Genomic DNA, 20,459 nt, shown 5'->3' on the forward strand with positions numbered 1-20,459 from the left:
GCGGGGCTACTCCCCGTCCCCATGGTGGTGGCAGCAGTGGCCGTCCTCGTGGCCGTGGCCGCCGCAGCAGCCGTCACCGTGGCCCTCCCCGTGGCCGCCGCAGCAGCCGTCGCCGCCGTGGCCGCCGCAGCAGTGGTCGTCCTTCTCGCCCTCGTCGGCGAGGTCCTCCACGTCGAGCTTGGACCAGTCGAGGCCGGCCGCCGTGCAGGTGACCTCGTCCTGGTAGAGAAGGCTTATCGCCTGGGTGCCAAGACGCGCGCCACCAATCTGGTACAGCATGTCATAGAGGGTGTAGGCCGTCTCGGCGCCGGGAAGGGTGATGTCTGCGTCCTCGGCCTGCGCGAGCGCAAGCCCCAGGTCCTTGCGCAGGTGCTCCACGAGGAAGCCGGGCTTGTAGTCGCCATCGAGCGACTTGGGCGCCAGACGATCCATGGCAACCGAGCCGCCCATGCCGTGGCTCACCATGTCGAGCGTCTGGGCAACGTCGAGGCCGCCCTGCTCGGCGAGGGCCATGGCGTCCGCGTAGCCCACCATGCACGCGGCAAGCGAGACCTGGTTGCAGAGCTTGGCCGTCTGGCCCTTGCCAGCGCCGCCCATGTAGTAGATCTTGTCCGAGAAGGTCTGGAGGATGGGCAGCACGGGCGCGGCGTAGCTCTCCTTGGCGCCCACAATGAGCGTGAGCGTACCAGCCTTGGCACCGGTGTCACCCCCGGTTACGGGGCAGTCGAAGGCGTGCTTGTCCTCGACCTCGCAGGCGTCGTGGATGTCCTTGGCGAGCTGCGCCGAGGAGGTCGTGAGGTCAACCAGGTAGGCGCCCTTCTTTGCGGCGCGCACCAGGCCGTCCGTTGAAAGATAGACGTCCTCGACGTCTGCGGGATAGCCGAGCATGGTGAAAATGACGTCCGCGTTGGCTGCAGCCTGGGCGGGGGTGTCGGCCCAGTGCGCGCCCTTGGCGAGAAGCCCCTCGGCCTTCGACTTGGTGCGGTTGTTTACCGTGAGGTCGTAGCCGGCGTCCAGGATGTGGCCTGCGATAGGGGCACCCATGATGCCGGTGCCGATGAAGGCGACCTTGGTCCTGTGGGTTGTGGGCATGTGATAGGTCCTTTCATGTGAGGGAGGCCGCCCCAAAGCGTCTCGCTCCGAGGCGGCCCGGTTCTGTGCCGAGGCTAGGCTTGTGCGCCCGGGTTGCTGGGCGCATCTTGGGCACCGCCGTTGCTTGCGCGGCCTCGCACGCGCTTGGCGATGCGGTCGGTGAGCGAGAGCTTCTCGCGGCGGTCGGTGCCCCAGAAGACGAGGGCCACCATGCCCGGTCCCACGTGGGTCCCCAGGATGGGCGAGACCGAGGAGCGAATGACGGTGACGTCCTCGCAGCCCTTCTCCTTGCGGATCTCGTGCTCGAGCCAGTCCGCGTCCTTCTCGGCGTCGGTCGAGACGATGGCAAGCGGGAGTGACGAATCGTGGGCGTAGTTGTCGCGGAAGTCCTGGATGATGGCCCGCAGCGCCTTCTTGCGGCCGCGGCACATGCCGCGCAGCGTGAGGGCGCCGTTGAGGTCATAGGAGAGCTCGGGCTTTATGTCGAGCTTGCCGCCCACGTTGGCCGCGGCTGGCGGGATGCGGCCGCCCGCGGCAAGCGCGTCAAAGCTGTCGAGCGTGAAGTAGCCGTGGATGAAGTAGCGCGCGTCCGAGGCCCAATCGTAGAGCTCGCGCGCCGTGAGGCCGTTTGACGCCTGACGCACGACCTCGATGGCGAGAAGCTCGCCGGCAGCGGAGTCGCAGCGGTTGTCCAGGACGTAGATCTCGGTTCCGGGGCGCTTCTCGCGAAGCATCTCCGCCGCCTGGCGGGCGGCGTTGATGGAGGACGAGAGGCCCTCGGAGAGTCCCATGTAGATGATGGGGAGACCCTCCTCGGTCGCCTTCTCGAAGACATCGAGGTAACGGCCGGGCGTCACCGCGCTGGTGGTGTAGTGGGTCTCGGGATGCTTGCGCATGTTCTCGTAGAACTCGTGCGGATCTTGGGTCTTCCACATGTCATCCACGTGCTCCACGCCATCGGAGTCCACGTAGGTGAAGGGTATGACCTCGACGCCGAGCTGCTCGGCCACGCCCGGGGCGTAGTCGGACGTTGAGTCGACGATGATGGTGACGTTGCGCCTCTGATGGTAGCGCCGGCCGACGCCTGCGACGTCGGCCGGTGCCTGTGACGATTGGGGAGCTTCCTCCTGGGCGCTTATGGTCTTCTGGTCCTTCTCTTCTGCCATTCGCTCAGTCTTTCCCGCTTACGCGTCCGGGTTTTCCTCGACCTTGGGCTTGATGATGCCGTAGCCGCCATTTTTCCTATGGTAAATGACGTTGACCAGACCGGTGGTGGCGTTCGTGAACACATAGAAATCATGGCCGAGAAGATCGGTCTGAACGAGGGCCTCCTCCTCGCTCATGGGCGTGAGCTCGACATACTTCTCGCGCACGAGCTGGTCGTCCTCCTCCTCGGGCGCAGGCGCGATGAGGTTGGCAAGCTCGTCTGCGCTGGGCACGGGTGCCGGCGGGACCTGGGCGCGCTGGCGACGGTCTATTACGCGCGTCTTGTACTTGCGCAGCTGGCGGGTGACCTTGTCGGCCGCCTCGTCGATGGCGGCGTACATGTCGTCGGCGCTGGCAACCACGCGCACCACGTTCTTGCGTACGAAGACGGTGACCTCGCAGGTCTTGCGATCCGGGTTCGAGGGGTTCTTGTCAACGCGAAGCACGACGTCGCAGCTCATGGGCGAGATGTCGAACACCTTGAGGGCGTCCCCTATCTTCTCGTTGACGCGGTCACGCAGCGCGTCGGAAACGGTGACCTTGCGGCCCGAGATCTTGATGTCAACCATGCGTGCCTCCAATCGATTGCCCTGCCATCCCCGCGCAAGCACCGACGCGAGTCTGGCCGTACTTGGTTGGTACCCAAAGCGGCCGCGGGCTACGCGCAAGGACGGTAGGCGCGTGGATATGGGGAGTGGGCGCGAGGGGGACAGCAACCGCAATCAGCGCGGAGTTCCGTCACACGTTCGCACACGAATGTGTGACGCGCGCAGGCCGATACAGATTCGGCATGCGAATGTGTATCGCAAGACCCGAAAGGCTGGCCACAAAAGAGCGTTCCACCCAGCTGACCTGGTATTCGACCCCACACTCGCGCACCGGGGCCTCCGCTTTGGGGCTACTCGGCCCCTCACTCACGACCCTCTCGCCCGCGAGGCCGTATACCTCTCGTCTAACGGGCGGTGCGACTTACCTCTAGGACGAGCCGTGCTCGCCGCAGGGCGCACCCCGCGACTTACGTGGATCCTTTTGGCCTCGTCTGCCATGAACTAGGGCGCACGCATGCGCCCGCAACCACAGACCTGGGTGGAACGGAGGAGATTATAGCAGGTAGCAGGCCAAAGCCAGCAACAGCGACACAAGCAGTTAGCGCAAGAATGGCATATGCCACCTAAGGGATTCCGGTGAGTAATACAGACAAAAGAGCTTCGGGCGGGTGGATCCCCAGAGCCCAAGGGACCGGATGCACTTTGGCACGATTTGACGGTTGGGATACGGTTTTTCAGAGACACCCCAAGTATCAACCGATTTGAAAGTAGATAAACCCCTGGTCAGCGAAATGCGTCTGCGACGTAGTCATATAAGCGATTGAACGAAAACTGCTGCCAACCGGAAGTTAGCCATGCACTCACGAACTCGTCGCAGAGCAGCTTCCGGTTGGCAGCAGTTTTCGTTGCATATCTTATGTGTTACTGCGGTTGGTACGATTTATCTACCTGCTGTTTTTCAAAGTTTGGACCCTTGGATACTTTGGGTACCCCCGAAAAACGGTATCCCAACCGTCAAATCGCGCCAAAACTGCCTCACCACACGCGAGCAAGGGCGCACGCCGTCACCGACGCCGCACCACGTGCGAGAAGCGCCCTCGTCGCCTCGCGCACAGACGCCCCCGTGGTGATTACGTCATCAAGCAGCAGCAGGTCAAGACCCGAAACGTCATCGCACACCGAGATGGTGCCCGCGAGGTTGGCCGCGCGCTCCTCTCGCCCGAGGGCGCGCTGGTCGCGAGAGTAGGGACGTACAAGGACATCTGCCAGGGCAAGCCCCTCCTCTCGGCACAGCGCGCGAGAAACGAGCTCCATGTGGTCAAAGCCTCGCCGCGCAAACGCCGCCGAGGTCGCGGGCACAAAGCACACGGCATCGATTGCCCGCGGGTCAAATCGCGCGTAGCCGTCACGCGCCGGCCAGGCGGAAGCCTCGTCCAGCGCCGTTGCCATTGCAGCGGCAATGACGGGGGCCAGCCGCAGCTCGTGGGCGTCCTTCAGGCACGAGACCATCCGAGCGGCAGTGCCGGCAAATCCCAGCGCACAAATGGTAGCGCGCGCCTCCCACTCGTGCGCGCACTCCGTGCAGGTGAGGTATCCAAACGGCGCTCCACAGTCCGGACACGCCCAGCGCTGGGCAATCCAGGGGAGATTTTCTCGGCACTGATCGCAAACGAGCTCACCGGGCATCTCGCAGGAAACACAACGCGTAGGCCACAAGAGCTCGGCAGCACCGGAGACGAGAAGCGACGCCCCGGCGGAGAGGCGCTCCCCCACCCTGTTGGCGTTACGCGGCATGCGACCCCCATCGCTTGTGCGGGTGGGGGTCGCATCAGTTGAGCTGATGGTAGCACGTAAGGCCGGCTCAAGCGGGCCGGACGGAATATCGGATGCCAGGCGCTCCCGATGATTGCTCGCCAGCCCAGAGCCGCCGGTTCAGAGCCGCTCTCAAATTATTGAACGTTATTTCTCGCAAGAGAGACATCTGGCCAGTTAAGCCTAATGGCTATCAGAAATAACGCGCGATAATTCCGTCTCGACGCCGCCGAATCCAGCCGAATGCGACTGAATGGGAGAAGACGGATCTCGCCTCCCACATTCCTTGGCCACAGAGAAACCTGCGGGTTAATTGCAATTCTTCAAGGTCACCGCTGACAAGAACCGCAGGTAGATGGCTTGTCTCTGTGCAAAGAGGTGCTATTAACCCGCAGGTTTTTGGAAGGGCGAAAGAGGGGTGTGAGGACGAAAGCGGAGGGCGGCAGGAAGGGTGGCTGGGAGAGGCCAAAGCGCCGGGCAAGCACACAGAAGCCCCCAGGCATTGCTAGCCGAGAAGATCGCAGGCGTTCTCCCAAAGCGCGGCGTACGTCTGGTCTCTCGTGGCAACGCCGGCGTCCTCGCGAGCGGCAGCAACGCAGGCCGCCGAGAAGGCCACCATGGCAGGCTCGCACTCCTCGCCGCGCAGCGGCACGGGCGCCATGTAAGGGCAGTCCGTCTCGGAGAGGAGAAGCTCCTCGGGACAGGCCGCGACCGCCTCGCGGATGTCATCGGAGCGCTTGAACGTAGACGCCCCGCCAAAGGCAATGTGGCAGCCCAGCTCCACGAAGGGGGCCATGACCTCGGGACCGTCCGTGAAGCAGTGCAGGTCGCAGCCGGCGGAAGGTATGCCCTCCTCGGCCAGCACCCGCGCCGCAAGCTCGTGGGCGGAGTGGTCATCAGGGTCCTGACCGTCTCGAATGTGCAGTTCAACAGGTAGCCCGTGCTCGCGGGCAACGGCAAGCTGGCGTCTGAACGCGGCCTCCTGCACGTCTGCCGGCAGCTCGTTGTACGGCCCAAAGTCCAGGCCAATCTCGCCCACGCCCACGCAGCGCGGGCTGGCGAGAAGCTCGTCCAGGCAGGCAAGCGCGGCCTTGTCCAGCCGCGCCGCGCCGTACGGATGCGCCCCAGCCACAATACGCACGCGCTCCACCAGCGGCGGAAGGTCAGGATACCCAGCGTGCTCCGGCGGCACAAGACCGTGCCGCGCGCACTCCTCCAGGCGCTCCGCGGCACGTTCCACCTGCTCGTCTATCCACGAGAGATACACAGCAGCCGAGGGAAAGAGGCGCGGCACCTCGTCCACGGGGTCAACCGGCACCACCAGAAGGCGCACGCCCGCCAGCGCGGCGCGGCAGATGGCAATCGAGGGATCGTGCCGCGTAAAGCTCGTAAGGTGCCCGTGGGTGTCCGCCAGTGGCGCGGTCGCCGGCGGCAGCTCCCGCGGCCGCCCCTTGCGGTCGTGGAAGAGGTGGCCGTCCTCGAGCGTGAGCGCGTCAAGGCCAAGAAGCTCGCTAGGCATCCGCACCGCTCTCCCCCGCAGCCGCGCCCTCCAGCGCAGCCGCCAGCCGCACGAAGTCCTCGGGCGAGAGGGTCTCGGCTCTCACGACCGGCGCGATGCCGCACGCGGCGAAGGCTGCGTCCAGCGCGGCCTTCTCGTACCCGCTCGAGGCCATGGAGTTCCGAATGGTCTTGCGACGCTGCACGAACGCGGCGTCGATTACCGCGGGCGTAGACGCCGGCACGCCCGCAAGCGGCGCGCGGTCTATGCGCACGACGGCGGAGTTCACGTGCGGCGGCGGGTTGAATGATCCCGGCCCCACCTCGAATCGACCGGTCACACGGCCGAGAAGCGCCAGCTTTGCCGTGTAGGCACCGTAGGTCTTGGAGCCAGGGGCCGCGCAGATGCGGTCCGCAACCTCAGCCTGGACCATCACCACGGCCCGCCGCACGGAGGGCACCTCGCAAAACACCTTGAGGATGAGGGTCGCCGCCACCTGATAGGGCAGGTTCGAGACAAACTTGCCCGGCTCAAGTGGAAGTCCGTCCGGAATCACGCGCAGGGCATCCCCCATTACCAGGTGCAGACGATCGGAGCCCTGCGCGCAGGTCTCGGCAAGCACCGACTCGAGCTGGCGGTCGGCCTCAACGGCGCAGACGGCGCCTGCGCGCGGCAGCATGGCCACCGTGAGGGTACCAATGCCCGGCCCCACCTCAAGAACCACATCAGTGGGGTCAAGCTCCGCCAGCTCCAGGATCTTCCCGATCACCGTGTCATCCACCAGGAAGTTCTGCCCAAGCCGGTGCTTTGTCGAAAGCCCAAACTCGTCGAGCACGTCTCGCGTTGCAGACTGGTTGGCAAGCCAGGAGTGCATAGCGCCTACTTCTTCTGCAGACGCGGGAAGAGCGCGTCGCCCTTCGTCACCTCGACGCCCCCGGCAAGGCGACCCCACTCGCACACGGATGCGAGGTCGGTGGTATCGACCTCGTCGCCGGCGCCCATGCGGCGCAGCACCTCGGCCGAGGTCTCGGGCATGAAGGGCGCCAGCAGGTGCGCGCAGATGCGGATGGACTCGAGCAGGTTCGCGATGATGTGGGCCAGCTCGCCGATGCGCGTGAAGTCCTTGGCCACCGTCCACGGCGCCATGTCCTCCACGTAGTGGTTGGCGGCGTGGACGAGCTCCATCACCTCGTCCTTGGCCTGGACGTACTCAAGCTTGTCCATGTGCTCGGCGTAGCGGCCCTCGATGCCCTGGGCAATCTCGCGCAGGGGGTTCTTCTCGTCCGCCCAGCCATCGGCCAGCTCGGGCGTTTTGCCGTCAAAGTACTTCGCACTCATGTTAAGCGCGCGCGAAACCAGGTTGCCCCAGCTATTGGCCAGGTCGGCGTTGTAGACCTGCTCCATGCGAGAGAAGCTGATGGCTCCGTCCTCGCCGGGGACGACGTCGGTCATGAAGTAGTAGCGGTAGCCCTCGACGCCGAGAAGGTCGATCACGTCCTGCGGCGCAATGGCGTTGCCGCGGCTCTTGGACATCTTCTCGCCCTGTCCCGTCTCCTCGTTGCGCACCATGAGGAAGCCGTGCGCAAAAACGTGCTCGGGCAGAGCCTCGCCAATGGCCATGAGCATGGCCGGCCAGATCACGCAGTGGAAGCGGATGATGTCCTTGCCCACCACGTGGTACTGCGCGGGCCAGCGATACGCCAGCTCGGCCTTGGCCTCGGGCGTGTCCACGCCGTACCCCACGGCGGTCATGTAGTTGAGAAGGGCGTCGAACCACACGTAGGTGACGTGCTTCTCGTCAAAGGGCACAGGGATGCCCCAGTCGAAGCTCGTGCGAGAAACGGAGAGGTCCTGCAGACCCCCCTCCACGAAGCTGCGGACCTCGTTCATGCGGAAGTCGGGCTGAACGAAGTCCGGGTGCTCGTCGTAGAGCTTGAGGAGGCGATCCTGGAACGCGGAGAGCTTGAAGAAGTAGGACTCCTCCTGCACGCGCTCGAGCGGGCGGCCGCAGTCGGGGCAGAGGTGCTGGCCCTCGGTGCGGTGCTCCTCGTCGGATTTTGTGACCTGGGTCTCGGTGAAGTAGGTCTCCTCGGGCACGCAGTACCAGCCGTCGTAGGAGCCCTTGTAGAGGTAGCCAGACTCCTTCATGCGCTCCCAGAGGTACTGCACGGCGTCGTGCTGGCGCTGCTCGGTGGTGCGGATGAAGTCGTCGTTCGAGATCTCGAGCTGGCGCCAGAGGTCCTTGAAGAACGGGGCCTGGGAGTCGCACCACTCCTGCGGGGTCATGCCATGGGCGGCTGCGGCCTCCGCAACCTTCTCGCCGTGCTCGTCCATGCCCGTGAGGAACTTGACGTCATAGCCCGTCGCGCGACGGTAACGCGCCTCGACGTCGCAGAGGATGGTCGAGTAGGCCGTGCCCAGGTGCGGCTTGGCGTTGACGTAGTAGATGGGCGTGGTGATGAAGAAGCTCGGCTTTGCCATGGGTTGGGTCTCCTAATGACGGATCGTGCGTAGATGCGCTGCGCGCATGCGGTAGGAGATTATACAGCGTACGAGAAGGACGCCGCGAGGGGCTCACGAAGGGCCCACGCGGCGCCTGGCGGCAACGACACCCTAGCGTCTGAGGCTCCCCATGAGGCCGCGCGCAAGCTGCCGCGTGACCTCGCGCCCGAAGGAGCCGATCATCGAGGTAGCAACCCTTCCCACCTGCTTGGCGACCTCCTGCTGGGCCTTCTCGCGCTCCCGGGCCTCGCGCTCGGCCTGCTTCTGGGCGGCCGCCTCGGCGCGCGCAGCCTGGCGCTCTGCCTCGCGGGCGGCCTTCTCCTCTGCCTTCTGCTGCTCCTTGGCTGCACGCTCGGCCTCCTTCTGGCGCTTGGCCTCGAACTCCGCCCTCTCCTTCTCGAAGGCGGCGCGCTCGGCTGCAAGCTGGGCGTTTGCCGCCGCCACGTCACGCTGGCCCTGGATCTGCTCGTAGGCGCTCTCGCGGTCTATGGCCGTGCCGTACTTCTCCATGAGGTCTGCCTGGGCGGCGTAGACGCCGTCCATCACGTCCGCGTCCGCCGCGGCCATGCGGCACTGGGGGAAGAGCACGCGGGCGCGCTCCACAACGGACGGTCTGCCCTCCTCGTCCAGAAGGGAGACAAGGGCCTCGCCGGTGCCCAGGTCCTGGAGCGACTGCGCCGAGTCGAAGGCGGGGTTCTCGCGGAAGCTCGCCGCGGCGGCACGCACGGCCTTCTGCTCGGCGGGCGTGTACGCGCGCAGGCCATGCTGCACGCGGTTGGAGAGCTGCGCCAGCACCTCGTCGGGGATGTCCGACGGCGACTGCGTGATGAAGTAGACTCCCACACCCTTCGAGCGCACAAGCTTCACCACCTGGACGATCTTGTCCACGAGCCCCTTGGGCATGTCGTCGAAGAGCAGGTGCGCCTCGTCGAAGAAGAACACGAACCTGGGCTTGTCGGGGTCACCCACCTCGGGCAGAAGCTCGAAGAGCGAGGAGAGCATCCAGAGCAGGAACATGGCATAGATCTGGGGCGTCTGGACGAGCTTGGCCGCATTGAGGACGTTCACGTACCCGCGGCCGTCCGGGGCGCAGGCAAACCAGTCCCCAAGGTCAAGGTTGGGCTCGCCAAAGAAGATGTCTCCGCCCTGGTCCTCCACCGAGATGAGCGCGCGCTGGATGGCGCCGACCGACTGCGGCGAGACGTTGCCGTAGGTGGTCTGGTACTCCTTGGCGTGCTCGGAGACATACGAGAGCATCGCACGCAGGTCCTTGAGGTCTATGAGGAGAAGGCCGTTCTCGTCAGCCACGCGAAAAACGATGTTGAGGACGCCCTCCTGGACCTGCGTGAGGCCAAGGATGCGGGCGAGCATGACGGGGCCCATGTCCGAGACGGTCACGCGCACGGGGATGCCCCTGTCGCCCAGCATGTCCCAGATGCGCACCGGGGCGCCCTGGAAGCTGACCTCGTCCTCCTTGAGGTTGAAGGTGTCCTGGCAGCGCTTGCGGATGAAGTCCGTCATCTCGCCGGCCTGCGCCATGCCCGTGACGTCGCCCTTGACGTCGGCCATGAAGACGGGCACGCCTGCCTGCGAGAAGCCCTCCGCAAGGACCTTGAGCGTGACGGTCTTGCCCGTGCCAGAAGCGCCCGCGATGAGGCCGTGGCGGTTGGCCTGGTTGAGGAGCAGGCAGCAGGGCTTCTCGCCCTGGGCGATCCAGATCTTGTCACCTACGAGCATGGGGCCTCCCAACGTGGTCTGTGATACAAGGTGCTGTTATGTGGATTGTAGTGCGTGCGCGAGGGGCTGCCGGGGCAAGGGGCTACGGCTCGGCGGGCGCAGCCGCTGCCACCACCTGGTCATAGACCTCGGCACGGGGAACCGAGAGTTCCTTGGCGAGCCGCTTTGCCAGCGCGGACTTTGGCTCCCCTGCGGCAAGACCCTCGCGGATGGCCTCCTCGAGGGTGAGGGCCGCGCCAGCGCCTGCCGCACTGCGGCGGCGCTCCTTGAGATCCTCCGCCGTGGGCGGGGCGATCACGATCACGCACTCCCCGCGAATCTCCTCGCGCGCGGCCACAGCTGCCGCAAGCGCGGCGGCTTCGTCGCGCACGACCTCCTCGTGCAGCTTGGTGAGCTCACGCACAAGCGCCACGCGGCGCCCAGGCATGGCCTCGGCCACGCTCGCAAGCGTTGCCGCCACGCGGTGCGGAGACTCGTAGCAGACGATCGCACCCGGCACCAGCGCCAACTCGCCGAGCCGCGCGACCTGTGCGGAGTGTCGGCGCGGCAGGAAGCCCTCAAAGAAGAAGTGCTCGCACGCAAGGCCGGAGGCGACCACGGCGCAGGTCACGGCCGAGGGCCCCGGCACCACCTCCACGGGAAGCCCCGCGTCAAGGGCGGCGTCCACCAGGCGCTGGCCGGGATCGCTCACGCCAGGCATCCCCGCATCCGAGACAAACGCCACGCGCTCCCCCGCCTCGATGCGCTCGAGCGCAGAGGCAACCCTCGACGCAATCACGTTCTCGTCGCATCGGACGAGAGGGACGTGCAGGTCAAAGGCTGAGAGGAGCCGTGCCGTGACGCGGGTGTCCTCGCAGAGGATGACGTCCGCCTCGCCAAGCGTGCGCCTCACACGCGGCGATGCGTCCTCGAGGTTTCCGATGGGCGTGCCCACCACAGAGAGAATGCCTGTCATGAGCAGATGAGCCCCCGCTCGAAGGAGGAGAGCGCCACGCGGGCGTCCCAGCTGGAGAGCCTACCCGTGGTCTTCCAGGTCTGGAAGAACCAGGCAGGGAGCTTCTCGTATGCCGTGAGCTGCTCGGACGAGTAGATACGCTCAAGCGCCACGCGACCCTCTGGCGTCATGGCGGCGTCTGCGATGGGAAGTGCCGAGGACCACTTGCCCACCATCACGGGAAGGCCACTCTTCTGGTCCTCGCGGATGTGGCGGTGGATCTCGGCCATGATGCGACGCAGGCCCAAGGTGTTGGCCCCGGGTGCGTAGCCCATGTTCGCCATGATCGCGGAGGGCTTGTCCAGATGGCAGTCGAGCCAGACGTTCTGGTATTGGCGCTGGGCCATGAAGCGGCGCCAGTCGGTGGGTATGCCCGCGTCGGGGAGAATGACCACCGGGTCTGGGCCAGCCGCCTCTCGCACGCGGTCGTAGGCAGCGCGGTAGTAGTTTCTCAGCAGGTGGCCGGGAAGGCCATCGGTAACGCCAAGACCGCGCCGCGTCTGGATGCGGGCGTCGTCTGCGACCTCGATGCCAAAGAAGCCCATGCGAGAAGCGTACCTCGAGCCGAGCTGCGAGAGGACCCAGAGGGAGTTCTCGCGAATGCCGCGCTCGTCGGTGAAGTTGTTCCAGGTCTGCTCGTCGCCAGGCACGCCGGGGTTTACGGCGAGCACGAAGACCACCTTGAGGTCTATCTCCTCGGCCCACTCGAGCGCCTGGTCGACCTCCTCAATGCAGCCCAGGTAGGGGCCGGGGTTTGGACCGCCCTCGCCAAAAACGTACCAGGGGATGGGAAGCCTCACGGCATTGAAGCCGCGCGAGGCGATGCGCGAGAAGTCGTCCCTCGTCACGAAGCGGGCGCGGTGACGGCGCACCACTTCCCGGTACCCCCTGGCACCGAGCGACGTGACAAGCGAGGGCTCGTCAAGTGCACCCGAGCCGGAGAAAAGCTCCGGCGTGACCCAGGGCTCGAGCGTAAGCCAGCCAGTAAGGTTGACCCCATGAAGGGCGTTCTCTGCCATGCGCCACCTCGCTCCCATCAAAGTTCAGCGCTTGTTCAGAGTGTAACGCAGGTTGTGGCGTTGGACGAACCGACCAGTGTTATTGCTGTGACGCTTCTGTCACACATCCGGGTGCGAACGTGGGGTGCGAAGCGATACACATTCGGCGTGCGAATCTGTGGCGACCTGCGCGGGATACACATTCGTGCGCTAATGTGTAGCAACGCAATCCGCCCCCGCAACACATTCGTTGGCCGAATCTGTTGCGACCTGCGCGGGATACACATTCGTGCACGAATGTGTATCCGCCCTTGGCGAGAAGGCCACCGGGCGCCGGGAGACTCCGGACCACAAAACGCCAGGTCCTACTCCCCGTCCGGCTCGTATGATGCCCGGTTGTTGGGCGTCTCGTTGCAATCGACTCGGCAAACGGGAAGGCCACGCGCCGAGAGCCGGTCGAAGAGGTAGTGCGCCAGGTTCTCCGACGTGGTGCGGAAGGGCAGCATGGTCAGGCTGAAGCCCTCAGACTTAAGCGCCTCGAGCGTCGCGGGCGCAAGCGAGCCCTCCTCCACAAGGAAGGTGTGGTCAAGCGCATCGCACTCCTCGCGCACGATGCGCTTGAGCGTGGCAAAGTCCACAACCATGTCCTTCTCGGTGCCAGAGGTACCCAGCTCGTCCGCCCGCACATAGGCAGTCACGCGCCACTGGTGACCATGGAGGTTCTCGCACTTGCCGTTGTAGTCGGTAAGGAAGTGTGCCGAGTCAAACCAGTATTCAGTCGAAAGCGTGTACACGCGAAGCCTCCTGTTGTTGAACGTCCAAAGCGAAGGAACCCTCTCCAGGGTGAATCCGGGCAGTTTTCAGACATTTTGGCCGATAAAGACATTGTTATGTGTCCAAAAACTGCCCGACAGCGCCAGAAGGAGGAGTTGAGAAGCACAAGGCAGTCACAACCCCGGCGGCAGGCCGAGAAGCCCGCAGCAGCCGTGGCTCCGACGGTCTACTCCCCCGCCGGCGACGGTGTGTTGCCGCCGGCGGATCCTCCGTTGGCTCCGCCCTCGCCGCCGCCCCGGCGGCCACGGCCGCCACGATGGCGGCGACGCCTCTTGGGGGCGGCTCCGTCACCAGCGGTCTGGCCAGCACCGGCGCCATCCGCAGGCTTCTCAGGCGCCATGTGCTTGGGAGCAGGACGGCTGCCCTGGGCTGCGGCACCACCGCGGTCCCCCGGGTGACGCGTGCGGCGACGCTGCTGTCCGCCCTGCGCCTGCCCGGCACCGGCACCGGCGCCCTTCTCGGCACCCGCGCCACGCCCCTGGCCCTGCTTGTCCTCAGCACCGGCCGGAGCGCCCGTGCCACCAGCAACGCGGTGGTGTCTGCGACGGCGCGTGGGCTTGGGGGCGTCGGCGTCGGGCTCAACGCCGCTCGTCACCGTAACTTCGAACTCCTCGGCGGCAAGCTCAACGCGCGCAGTGCGGCCCTTGCGGTGGCGGCGGCGCGTGGGCTGCTGCTCGCCCTCCGCACCTGCAGCATCCGGAGAAGGCGCACCGGCAGCCGGGCGCTTCTCGGCACCCGAGTCTGCTCCGCCGCCATCGCCCCCGCGCCTGCGGCGGCGCTTGGGCTGCACGAAGAGGTCCGCGTCGTCGAAGCCCTCGGGCGGCGTCACGCCGTTCGCGCGGTCCAGCTCGGCCAGGGCCATGCGAACGTCGGGCGACTGCAGGCGCTCGAGAACGTCACGCGTCACCGTGTCGGGGCGGCATGCGCAGCCCAGGTCCTTCGACTTCTTGATGGCGGCATCGGAGGCGGTCATCTCGGCGAGCGGCACACGCACCTGCTTGCCGTTCTCCAGCCGCAGGCAGATCTCCTCCTTGGGCGTGTCGTACTCCACGATCTTGGCCTTGCCCAGCGGCGTCTCGATGACGGCATTTCGCTTGGGGGCGCGGCCCTTGAAGTCGCGATACGCCTCGAACTCGTAGCGCAGGCAGCACATGAGGCGGCCACAGGCGCCAGAGATCTTGGTGGAGTTGAGGGGCAGGTCCTGCTCCTTTGCCATGCGGATGGAGACCGGCTCGAAGGCAAGGCCAAACCGGGTGCAGCACAGCTCCTGGCCGCAGTGCCCCCAGCCGCCCACCACGGCGGCCTCCTCGCGCACGCCTATCTGGCGCATGTCGATGCGCTCGTGAAGCTCGCGCGAGAGGTCCCGCACGAGCTGGCGAAAGTCCACGCGCTCCTCTGCCGAGAAGTAGCACACGACCTTGTCGCCATCGAAGAGGTACTCCACGCCGACGGGCTTCATGTCAAGGCCACTCTGCGAGACAAGGCGCCTAAACACGGGCAGGGCCCTCTCGCCAAGCTCGGCAAGCTCCTCTGCATGGGCCAGGTCCTCATCGCTCGCAACGCGAAGAACGGGCCTGAGCTGCGCATGGTTGGTCACGCGATCCAGGTCTGCGGCGCTCATCTCGCGGGCGTCGGCGGTTGCGAGGCCAATCTCGTGGCCGCGCTCGGTAGCGCAGATAACGTGGTCGGCCTCGAGCGCCTCGGTACCCGCGACGTCAAACCACAGGTCGCGAGCGGCGTATTTGAACTTCACCGGAATGACGGTGGGCATGCAAGTGCCTCCTTGATGCGAAGAAGCATGACCTCGAGGGTCAGCTGGGGTGATACGTTGTGCGTGAGGTCGTCGGCAGCGGACGAGACGGCCTCAAGCGCGGCAAGGGCGCCCGGCGTTCCCGTCGACGCGGCAAGCCGGTCGACCACGGCAACCGCATCCTCGTTCACGATCTTCTGCGACACGTCCTCGCAGCGAACGAGCACGTCGCGCAGGAGCGAGTCCGCAGCAGCCAGAGCTTCCATGATACCCGAACGCTCACGTACCGTAAGCTCGCGCTTGTTCGCGTCGGCCACCTGCTTGAGCGCCGAGGCGGTAAGGAAGTCCGCGCTCTCCTTGGCCGCCTCGTCCTGGGCGACCTGGACGTCCTTCAGGGGCACGCGCACCGCCGTCAGAAGGTCGCGCGCCGAGCAGAGCACGTCCCATGAGTCGTCGCGCGACAGCTCGTCCATGATGCGCACGACCAGGCGCCTCACCTCGCGACGCGACGGGGACGCCAGGAACTCGCAGGCACGCGAGGGCGTTCCGGCAACCGCCAGCGCCACGCGGGACTCCCACTCGCTTGCGCCGGAACGGTGCATGACCTCGTCGAGCGCCACGCCCGGAGCGATGGTGCGAAACGGCACAACCTGGCAGCGCGAGACGATGGTGGGGAGCACGGACGCCACCGAACGGGCGAGAAGGATGAACACCACGCCATCCGGAGGCTCCTCGATGGTCTTGAGCAGGGCGTTTGCCGAGGTGCCGCGGAGAAGGCCGGCCTTCTCGATCACATATGCCTTCGCCCGCGCCCGGCTGGGCGCGCGGTTCACCCCCTCGATGAGGTCGCGAACCTGGTCGACGAGGTAGCCAGTCACGCTTCCCGGGGCAAGCCACTGCACGTCCGGATGGGTGCGATGTGCCACGCGGCGACAGTCGTCACAGGTGCCGCAGCCATCGTTGGGGCAAATCACGCACTGTGCCAGGGCGAGCGCCGCCTCCTCCATGCCGGAGCCGGGCGCGCCAACAAACAGGTAGGCGTGAGAGAGGCGCCCCTCGCGCACGGCGGAGGCGAGCAGGTCGCGAACGCGCGGCTGGTCACTAAGTGCGTCGAGCACTGCGGCAGGGTGCATGGGCGCGACACCATCCCTAGCCGCGGCCATGGGTCTCCGCCTCCGCTGCAAGCGACGCGGGAAGGACGTCCGCAAGGGCGTCGAGAAGCGCAGAGTACACCTCGTCCGGTGTGCCGGAGGCGTCCACCAGGCGCACGCGGTTGGGCTCCTCGCTAACAAGACGCAGGTAGCCGTCACGAACGCGACGCTCGAAGGCAATGCCCTCCGCCTCGAGGCGGTCCGCGCCGCCTGCCGTTGCGCGCGAGAGCGCAAGTGTTGGGTCGACGTCCAGCACCACCGTGCGGTCGGGCGTGACGCCGCAGCTCCCCAACGAGTTGGCTACCCTCACGACCTGGGAGGAGAGACCTCTCGCCGCCTCCTGATAGGCCAGGGTCGAGTCGAAGAAGCGATCGCAGACCACGATGGCTCCGCGCTCGAGCGCGGGCGCGATGACCTGCCTCACCAGCTGCGCGCGGCTCGCCTCATAGAGGAGAAGCTCGCACTCTGGGCACATTTCGGCGTTGGAGGGGTCAAGCAGCAGGCTGCGGATCTTCTCGGAGATGGCCGTACCTCCGGGCTCGCGCAGGCGCACGACATCGCAGCCAGCGGTTTCAAGGGCATCCGCAAGACGAGCCGCCTGCGTGGTCTTGCCGCAGCCGTCGATGCCCTCCAGCGTAAGGAAGAGGCCTCCCTTCTCGCCCGTTGTCGCCATGCTCCCCCTCTCGGTCAAAACGTACCTACATAGATAGCCGAACTACTTTAGCAGGTCACCATGGTGAGATGGTGGGTGAGACAAGGGGGCGAGACGAAGGGACAGCCCCTTTGTCTCATGACGCGGCCCAGAGCGAAGCTGTCTGGCATGCCGAGAAGCCCTACCCAAGCTCGCCAGCTGCAATGAGGTCGCGAACATCAAGCAGCGAGTTGCAGACACGCGTCGCAATGGCTCGAATCTCCAGCGTGGGGGCAATCATGTCTGGAACCATTACCGAGAGAAAGCCGCCGGCAGATGCGGCACGGATGCCGTTGGGGCTGTCCTCGAGCACAAGCGAGCTTGCCGGAGCGGCGTTAAGGCGACGCGCTGCCTCCACGAACACGTCTGGCGCAGGCTTTGAGGGCAAGCCGTCATCGCCGGCAATAACGGCCGAGAAGAACCCCTCAACGCCTCCCTTGCGGAGATGCGTCTCCACAAGCGTCCTAGGAGATGCAGACGCAACCGCGCAGGGAACGCCCTTCTCGGCAAGCAGCACGAGAAGCTCGTCAAGACCGGGTTTCTTGGGAGCACCGTGCGCAAGCATCTCTTCGATGCCAAGGCGCACGTGCTCGCGGACGGCAGAGACCGCACGAGGGTCGTTGTCGTACGCTTGGGCAACAAGCTCCTCGATGCGCGGCTGGCTCATGCCAAAGAACCGCTGCACAAGACCAGGCTTGAGCTCTAGACCCTGCTCCTTGAACGCCGGCTCCCATGCAGAGACCCAGATGGGCTCGGTGTCAAACATCAGGCCATCAAGATCGAATATCGCAGCCTCGAGCATGGGAGCCTCCTATGCAGTACAAGTACAGCCTAAGGTAACCCTACGATACCAAGAAGCATGAGACAAAGGGAGTTTACCCTTGTCTCACGAAGGCCCCGCCGGGCGCAGGGAGTGCGCTCCGGCGGGGCCGATGGGTGCGGTGCCTTTGACGAGGCGCCCGCTACTCCTCGCGCCTGCGACGCAGGAGGGCGCCGAGGGCCGCGAGGCCGAGGCCGATGGCTCCGGCAGCGGCGGGTGCGGCGGGCGAAGTCGCGTCGCCCGTGGAGGGCACGGCCGCCATGTGGCGCGGCTCGTACGACGCCTGCGCGGCGGATGCGGGCGCTGAGGGCTCAGCCGGCGTTGCGGGCTCTGCCGGGGTAGCCGGCTCCGGGTCCCTCTCGTACCAGAAGGCAAGCTCCTGGCCGCCGTCGCGGGTGCTGAGATAGCCCTGCCCGCCGAAGAGGACGTGCCAGCCGGGCACCTCGGGCGCGAGGTAGTCGAGCAGCGCCTCCGCCGAGTCGAAGCTGATGTCCGCCGCGACGGGCAGGCCCGTCGCCTCGTCCCAGAGGTGGACGACGTAGGCGTGGGAGGCGTCGTCGGAGTAGGTGAAGGTGATCACGTTCGATGACGCGTCGGCGGAGAGGTCGATCGTGGCCCCCGAGGCGCTGGCGTAGGCGTGGCCCTGCCTGCGCGCGTCGCCCTTCGGGAGCGCGAGGGCGCTCACGGTCTGCCCCACCGTGCCGGGCAGCGTCTCCTCGCAGAGCACGGTGCCGTCGGCGAGCACGTGGCGCACGGTGTAGGTCGTGGGGGTGTTGGTGGACCTCCAGGCCGCCACCAGGCGGGCGTCGGCCTGCAGGGCCAGGTCGAAGGGGAAGGGCGCCGGGGTCGAGGAGCCCGCGCCCTGGTAGTACCAGCCGCCGAACTCGTAGCCCTCGCGCACGGGGTCGGCCGGCCTGGTCGCCTTGCCGCCCCAGGCGACGGTCTCGGGCGCGACGGCTGAGCCCCCCGCGGCGTCGAACGTCACGGTGACGTCCGGGTGCTTCCAGAGCGCGTAGAGGTGCGTGCCGCCCTCGGGCATGGTAAGGGAGGTCACGGGGTCGCCCGAGAAGTCGGGGTTGGAGTACCATCCGCCAAAAACCTTGCCCTCGGGGGCGGCGAGGCCCGCCGGCGTGGAGACGTCTATGGTCGAGCCGAAGAGCTGGGTCCTCTTGTCTACGACCTGACCGCCTGAGTAGTACGTGACGTCGCAGGGGATACGGTCGTACTTGAACTCGAAGACGTTTGCCTTGGAGAGATAAAGATAGTCGGTCGTGATATCACCTTTATCCGAAACGTCTTCCGCAGAGACCGGGTGCCATTTATCCCATGATATAGTGCTCCGATCATTGCCGTCCCACAGATTCGTCGAGGTTCTCCAGCCTTTCAACCTAAAGCCTGGTCTTACGTAAGTCACGGTGTAGCTAATCTTTGCTATAGAGTCACGCCAACGCTTCAAATCCTTTGCTGAATAGCTCTTTCCATCCGAGTTTTGAAATAAGTTCATGCTGTAGTTGACTGTAGCCTGCGTGTTAGCGAAATTCGCAAGCAAACGGACCTCAAGATCGTTATCTCCGTTCCATAGTATTTCATTTGGCGCGACCCAATACGATCCGTTTACGATATAGTCTCCCTGCACGCTCAGCCAATAATCAAAGTTGTTGAGCTTGCCTCCGTTTGCCTTATAGACTGACAGTGCGTCTGCACCGTTAGACACTGAACAGCTGCCAAAAACCTTCAGTAAAAGCGCAGGATTCACATCTGGATTCTTCATGTAGTCGTCACCAGTGTTGTCAAGCTGAGCCTTGAAGTAGACCTTGACCCTCTTCCAGTCGTAGTAGACGTTGAGCACCGTGGTGCCGTCGCCGGCGATATTGACGCCCTGGTCCTCGCGGGCGTACTCGTACCACTGGTACTCCCCGCCCCTCTGGGTGGCAAGCGCCGCGGCTTTCGGGACCTTCGAGTCGGTCCTTCCGGTTAGGGTGTCGGTCCGGAGCAGGTGGTACTTGTAGGTGTCTGCACCATCCTCCTGATCCTCGCCCCAGTACTTCACCAAATAGGTCGCCTGCGCGGGGGCCCAGAGGGCGGTCGCGGTGATGTCCTTTTCGCCAAACGCGGGGATGAAGTCGGTGCTCCCCGCCGCGTAGTTCGCCACGCCGTCGCCGTCGGTGTCCCAGCCCGCGAACGTGTAGCCGGCGCGCGTTGGGTCCGCCGGCCTGGTGATGGCGTCGCCCGTCCTGCCCGTCTGGGGCGCGACGTAGGACCCGTTGGTCGAGAAGTAGACGCCGTAGGTGGGGACGATTACGTCGTACTTGATCACGATTGTGGCCTTCCCGTCCGGGGTGACCTCGGCGGTGCGGCCCTCGGCGTCGGTGGTGCAGTCGTAGTTGTCGTAGTCCTTGGGCGCGGCGGTGACCCTGGTGCCGGAGGGCGCGGTGAGCGTCTCGGTCTCGGAGACCCGGTACTCGCTCGACTGTGTTTGATAGCCTCCTAATTGCACAAAAAAGCAGAGCGGCTTTTCACTCGTGAGCATGAAAAAGTTTCACAGATAAGCAAGAGGGACACGTCCTGGCACCGCGCACATTGCCATGCTCGATTCGCAGGGCCCAACCCACGGATCGAGAGGCAGGAAAGGAAGATGCTGGACATGTCCCGGATAGAGAGGATACGCGACATGCTCGCGGATGGCTATACGCCGACGGAGGTGAAGGAGACCCTCGGAGTGTCGTACCCAACGATCAGGAAGTACGCTCAGGAAGACGACTTCTCGCCCCAAAGGCCCAAGGCCTCGGAGCACCCGAGCAAGCTCGATCCCTACAAGGCCCTCAT

General features: G+C 65.5%; 17 protein-coding genes. 1 reads left to right on the plus strand and 16 read right to left on the minus strand.

The genetic code is table 11. The features are described from left to right. Nucleotides 1-6: 6 nt before the first annotated feature. From BT122_RS05755 to BT122_RS05830, 16 genes are all read right to left on the minus strand, one after another. Nucleotides 7-1,092: an NAD(P)-dependent oxidoreductase gene (locus BT122_RS05755; RefSeq protein ID WP_072355027.1), complete on the minus strand. Its 1,086-nt coding sequence runs from the start codon at nt 1,090-1,092 to the stop codon at nt 7-9. 74 nt (nt 1,093-1,166) lie between these two features. Continuing rightward, nucleotides 1,167-2,258, minus strand: coding sequence for a DegV family protein (locus tag BT122_RS05760; RefSeq protein WP_072355028.1), 1,092 nt, complete (start codon nt 2,256-2,258; stop codon nt 1,167-1,169). Nucleotides 2,259-2,276: 18 nt separating this feature from the next. Then, on the minus strand, nt 2,277-2,867 hold the full coding sequence (gene hpf / locus BT122_RS05765; protein ID WP_072355029.1) for a ribosome hibernation-promoting factor, HPF/YfiA family: 591 nt from the start codon (nt 2,865-2,867) through the stop codon (nt 2,277-2,279). Between the two features lie 1,014 nt (nt 2,868-3,881). Beyond that, entirely contained in the window at nt 3,882-4,640 is a 759-nt protein-coding gene (locus BT122_RS05770) for a ComFC family protein (RefSeq protein WP_072355030.1), read from the minus strand. Between the two features lie 523 nt (nt 4,641-5,163). Beyond that, nucleotides 5,164-6,177, minus strand: coding sequence for a TatD family hydrolase (locus BT122_RS05775; protein ID WP_072355031.1), 1,014 nt, complete (start codon nt 6,175-6,177; stop codon nt 5,164-5,166). After that, nucleotides 6,170-7,030, minus strand: coding sequence for a 16S rRNA (adenine(1518)-N(6)/adenine(1519)-N(6))-dimethyltransferase RsmA (gene rsmA / locus BT122_RS05780; RefSeq protein WP_072355032.1), 861 nt, complete (start codon nt 7,028-7,030; stop codon nt 6,170-6,172). The genes BT122_RS05775 and rsmA overlap by 8 nt, the downstream gene beginning before the upstream one ends. 5 nt (nt 7,031-7,035) lie before the next feature. Continuing rightward, a complete protein-coding gene (metG, locus tag BT122_RS05785) occupies nt 7,036-8,637 on the minus strand; it encodes a methionine--tRNA ligase (RefSeq protein ID WP_072355033.1) in 1,602 nt (533 codons plus the stop codon). A 132-nt stretch (nt 8,638-8,769) separates the two neighbouring features. Beyond that, a complete protein-coding gene (locus tag BT122_RS05790) occupies nt 8,770-10,395 on the minus strand; it encodes a helicase HerA-like domain-containing protein (protein ID WP_072355034.1) in 1,626 nt (541 codons plus the stop codon). 82 nt (nt 10,396-10,477) lie between these two features. Then, a complete protein-coding gene (gene rsmI / locus BT122_RS05795) occupies nt 10,478-11,350 on the minus strand; it encodes a 16S rRNA (cytidine(1402)-2'-O)-methyltransferase (RefSeq protein WP_072355035.1) in 873 nt (290 codons plus the stop codon). Next, nucleotides 11,347-12,408: a glycoside hydrolase family 5 protein gene (locus BT122_RS05800; protein WP_072355036.1), complete on the minus strand. Its 1,062-nt coding sequence runs from the start codon at nt 12,406-12,408 to the stop codon at nt 11,347-11,349. Before BT122_RS05800 ends, rsmI begins: the two co-directional genes overlap by 4 nt. A 344-nt stretch (nt 12,409-12,752) precedes the next feature. After that, the gene (locus tag BT122_RS05805; RefSeq protein ID WP_072355037.1) at nt 12,753-13,181 is read right to left on the minus strand and encodes a 6-pyruvoyl trahydropterin synthase family protein; all 429 of its coding nucleotides are present in this window, start codon (nt 13,179-13,181) and stop codon (nt 12,753-12,755) included. 206 nt (nt 13,182-13,387) lie between these two features. After that, entirely contained in the window at nt 13,388-14,992 is a 1,605-nt protein-coding gene (locus BT122_RS05810) for a PSP1 domain-containing protein (RefSeq protein WP_072355038.1), read from the minus strand. Continuing rightward, nucleotides 14,971-16,134: a DNA polymerase III subunit gene (locus BT122_RS05815; protein ID WP_286130318.1), complete on the minus strand. Its 1,164-nt coding sequence runs from the start codon at nt 16,132-16,134 to the stop codon at nt 14,971-14,973. Before BT122_RS05815 ends, BT122_RS05810 begins: the two co-directional genes overlap by 22 nt. Next, complete coding sequence (gene tmk / locus BT122_RS05820; RefSeq protein WP_072355039.1) at nt 16,121-16,795, minus strand: dTMP kinase; 675 nt, start codon at nt 16,793-16,795, stop codon at nt 16,121-16,123. The genes BT122_RS05815 and tmk overlap by 14 nt, the downstream gene beginning before the upstream one ends. A 160-nt stretch (nt 16,796-16,955) precedes the next feature. After that, nucleotides 16,956-17,615, minus strand: coding sequence for an HAD family hydrolase (locus tag BT122_RS05825; protein WP_072355040.1), 660 nt, complete (start codon nt 17,613-17,615; stop codon nt 16,956-16,958). A gap of 160 nt (nt 17,616-17,775) precedes the next feature. Beyond that, nucleotides 17,776-20,163, minus strand: coding sequence for an InlB B-repeat-containing protein (locus BT122_RS05830; protein WP_072355041.1), 2,388 nt, complete (start codon nt 20,161-20,163; stop codon nt 17,776-17,778). A 105-nt stretch (nt 20,164-20,268) separates the two neighbouring features. Between BT122_RS05830 and BT122_RS05835 the strand changes: the two genes are divergently transcribed. Continuing rightward, on the plus strand, nt 20,269-20,459 hold a 191-nt coding region (locus BT122_RS05835; protein WP_353612546.1), incomplete at its 3' end, for a hypothetical protein.

The sequence above is a fragment of the Olsenella sp. kh2p3 genome (assembly GCA_900119625.1).
In the GTDB taxonomy this organism is placed as follows: Bacteria; Actinomycetota; Coriobacteriia; order Coriobacteriales; family Atopobiaceae; genus Tractidigestivibacter.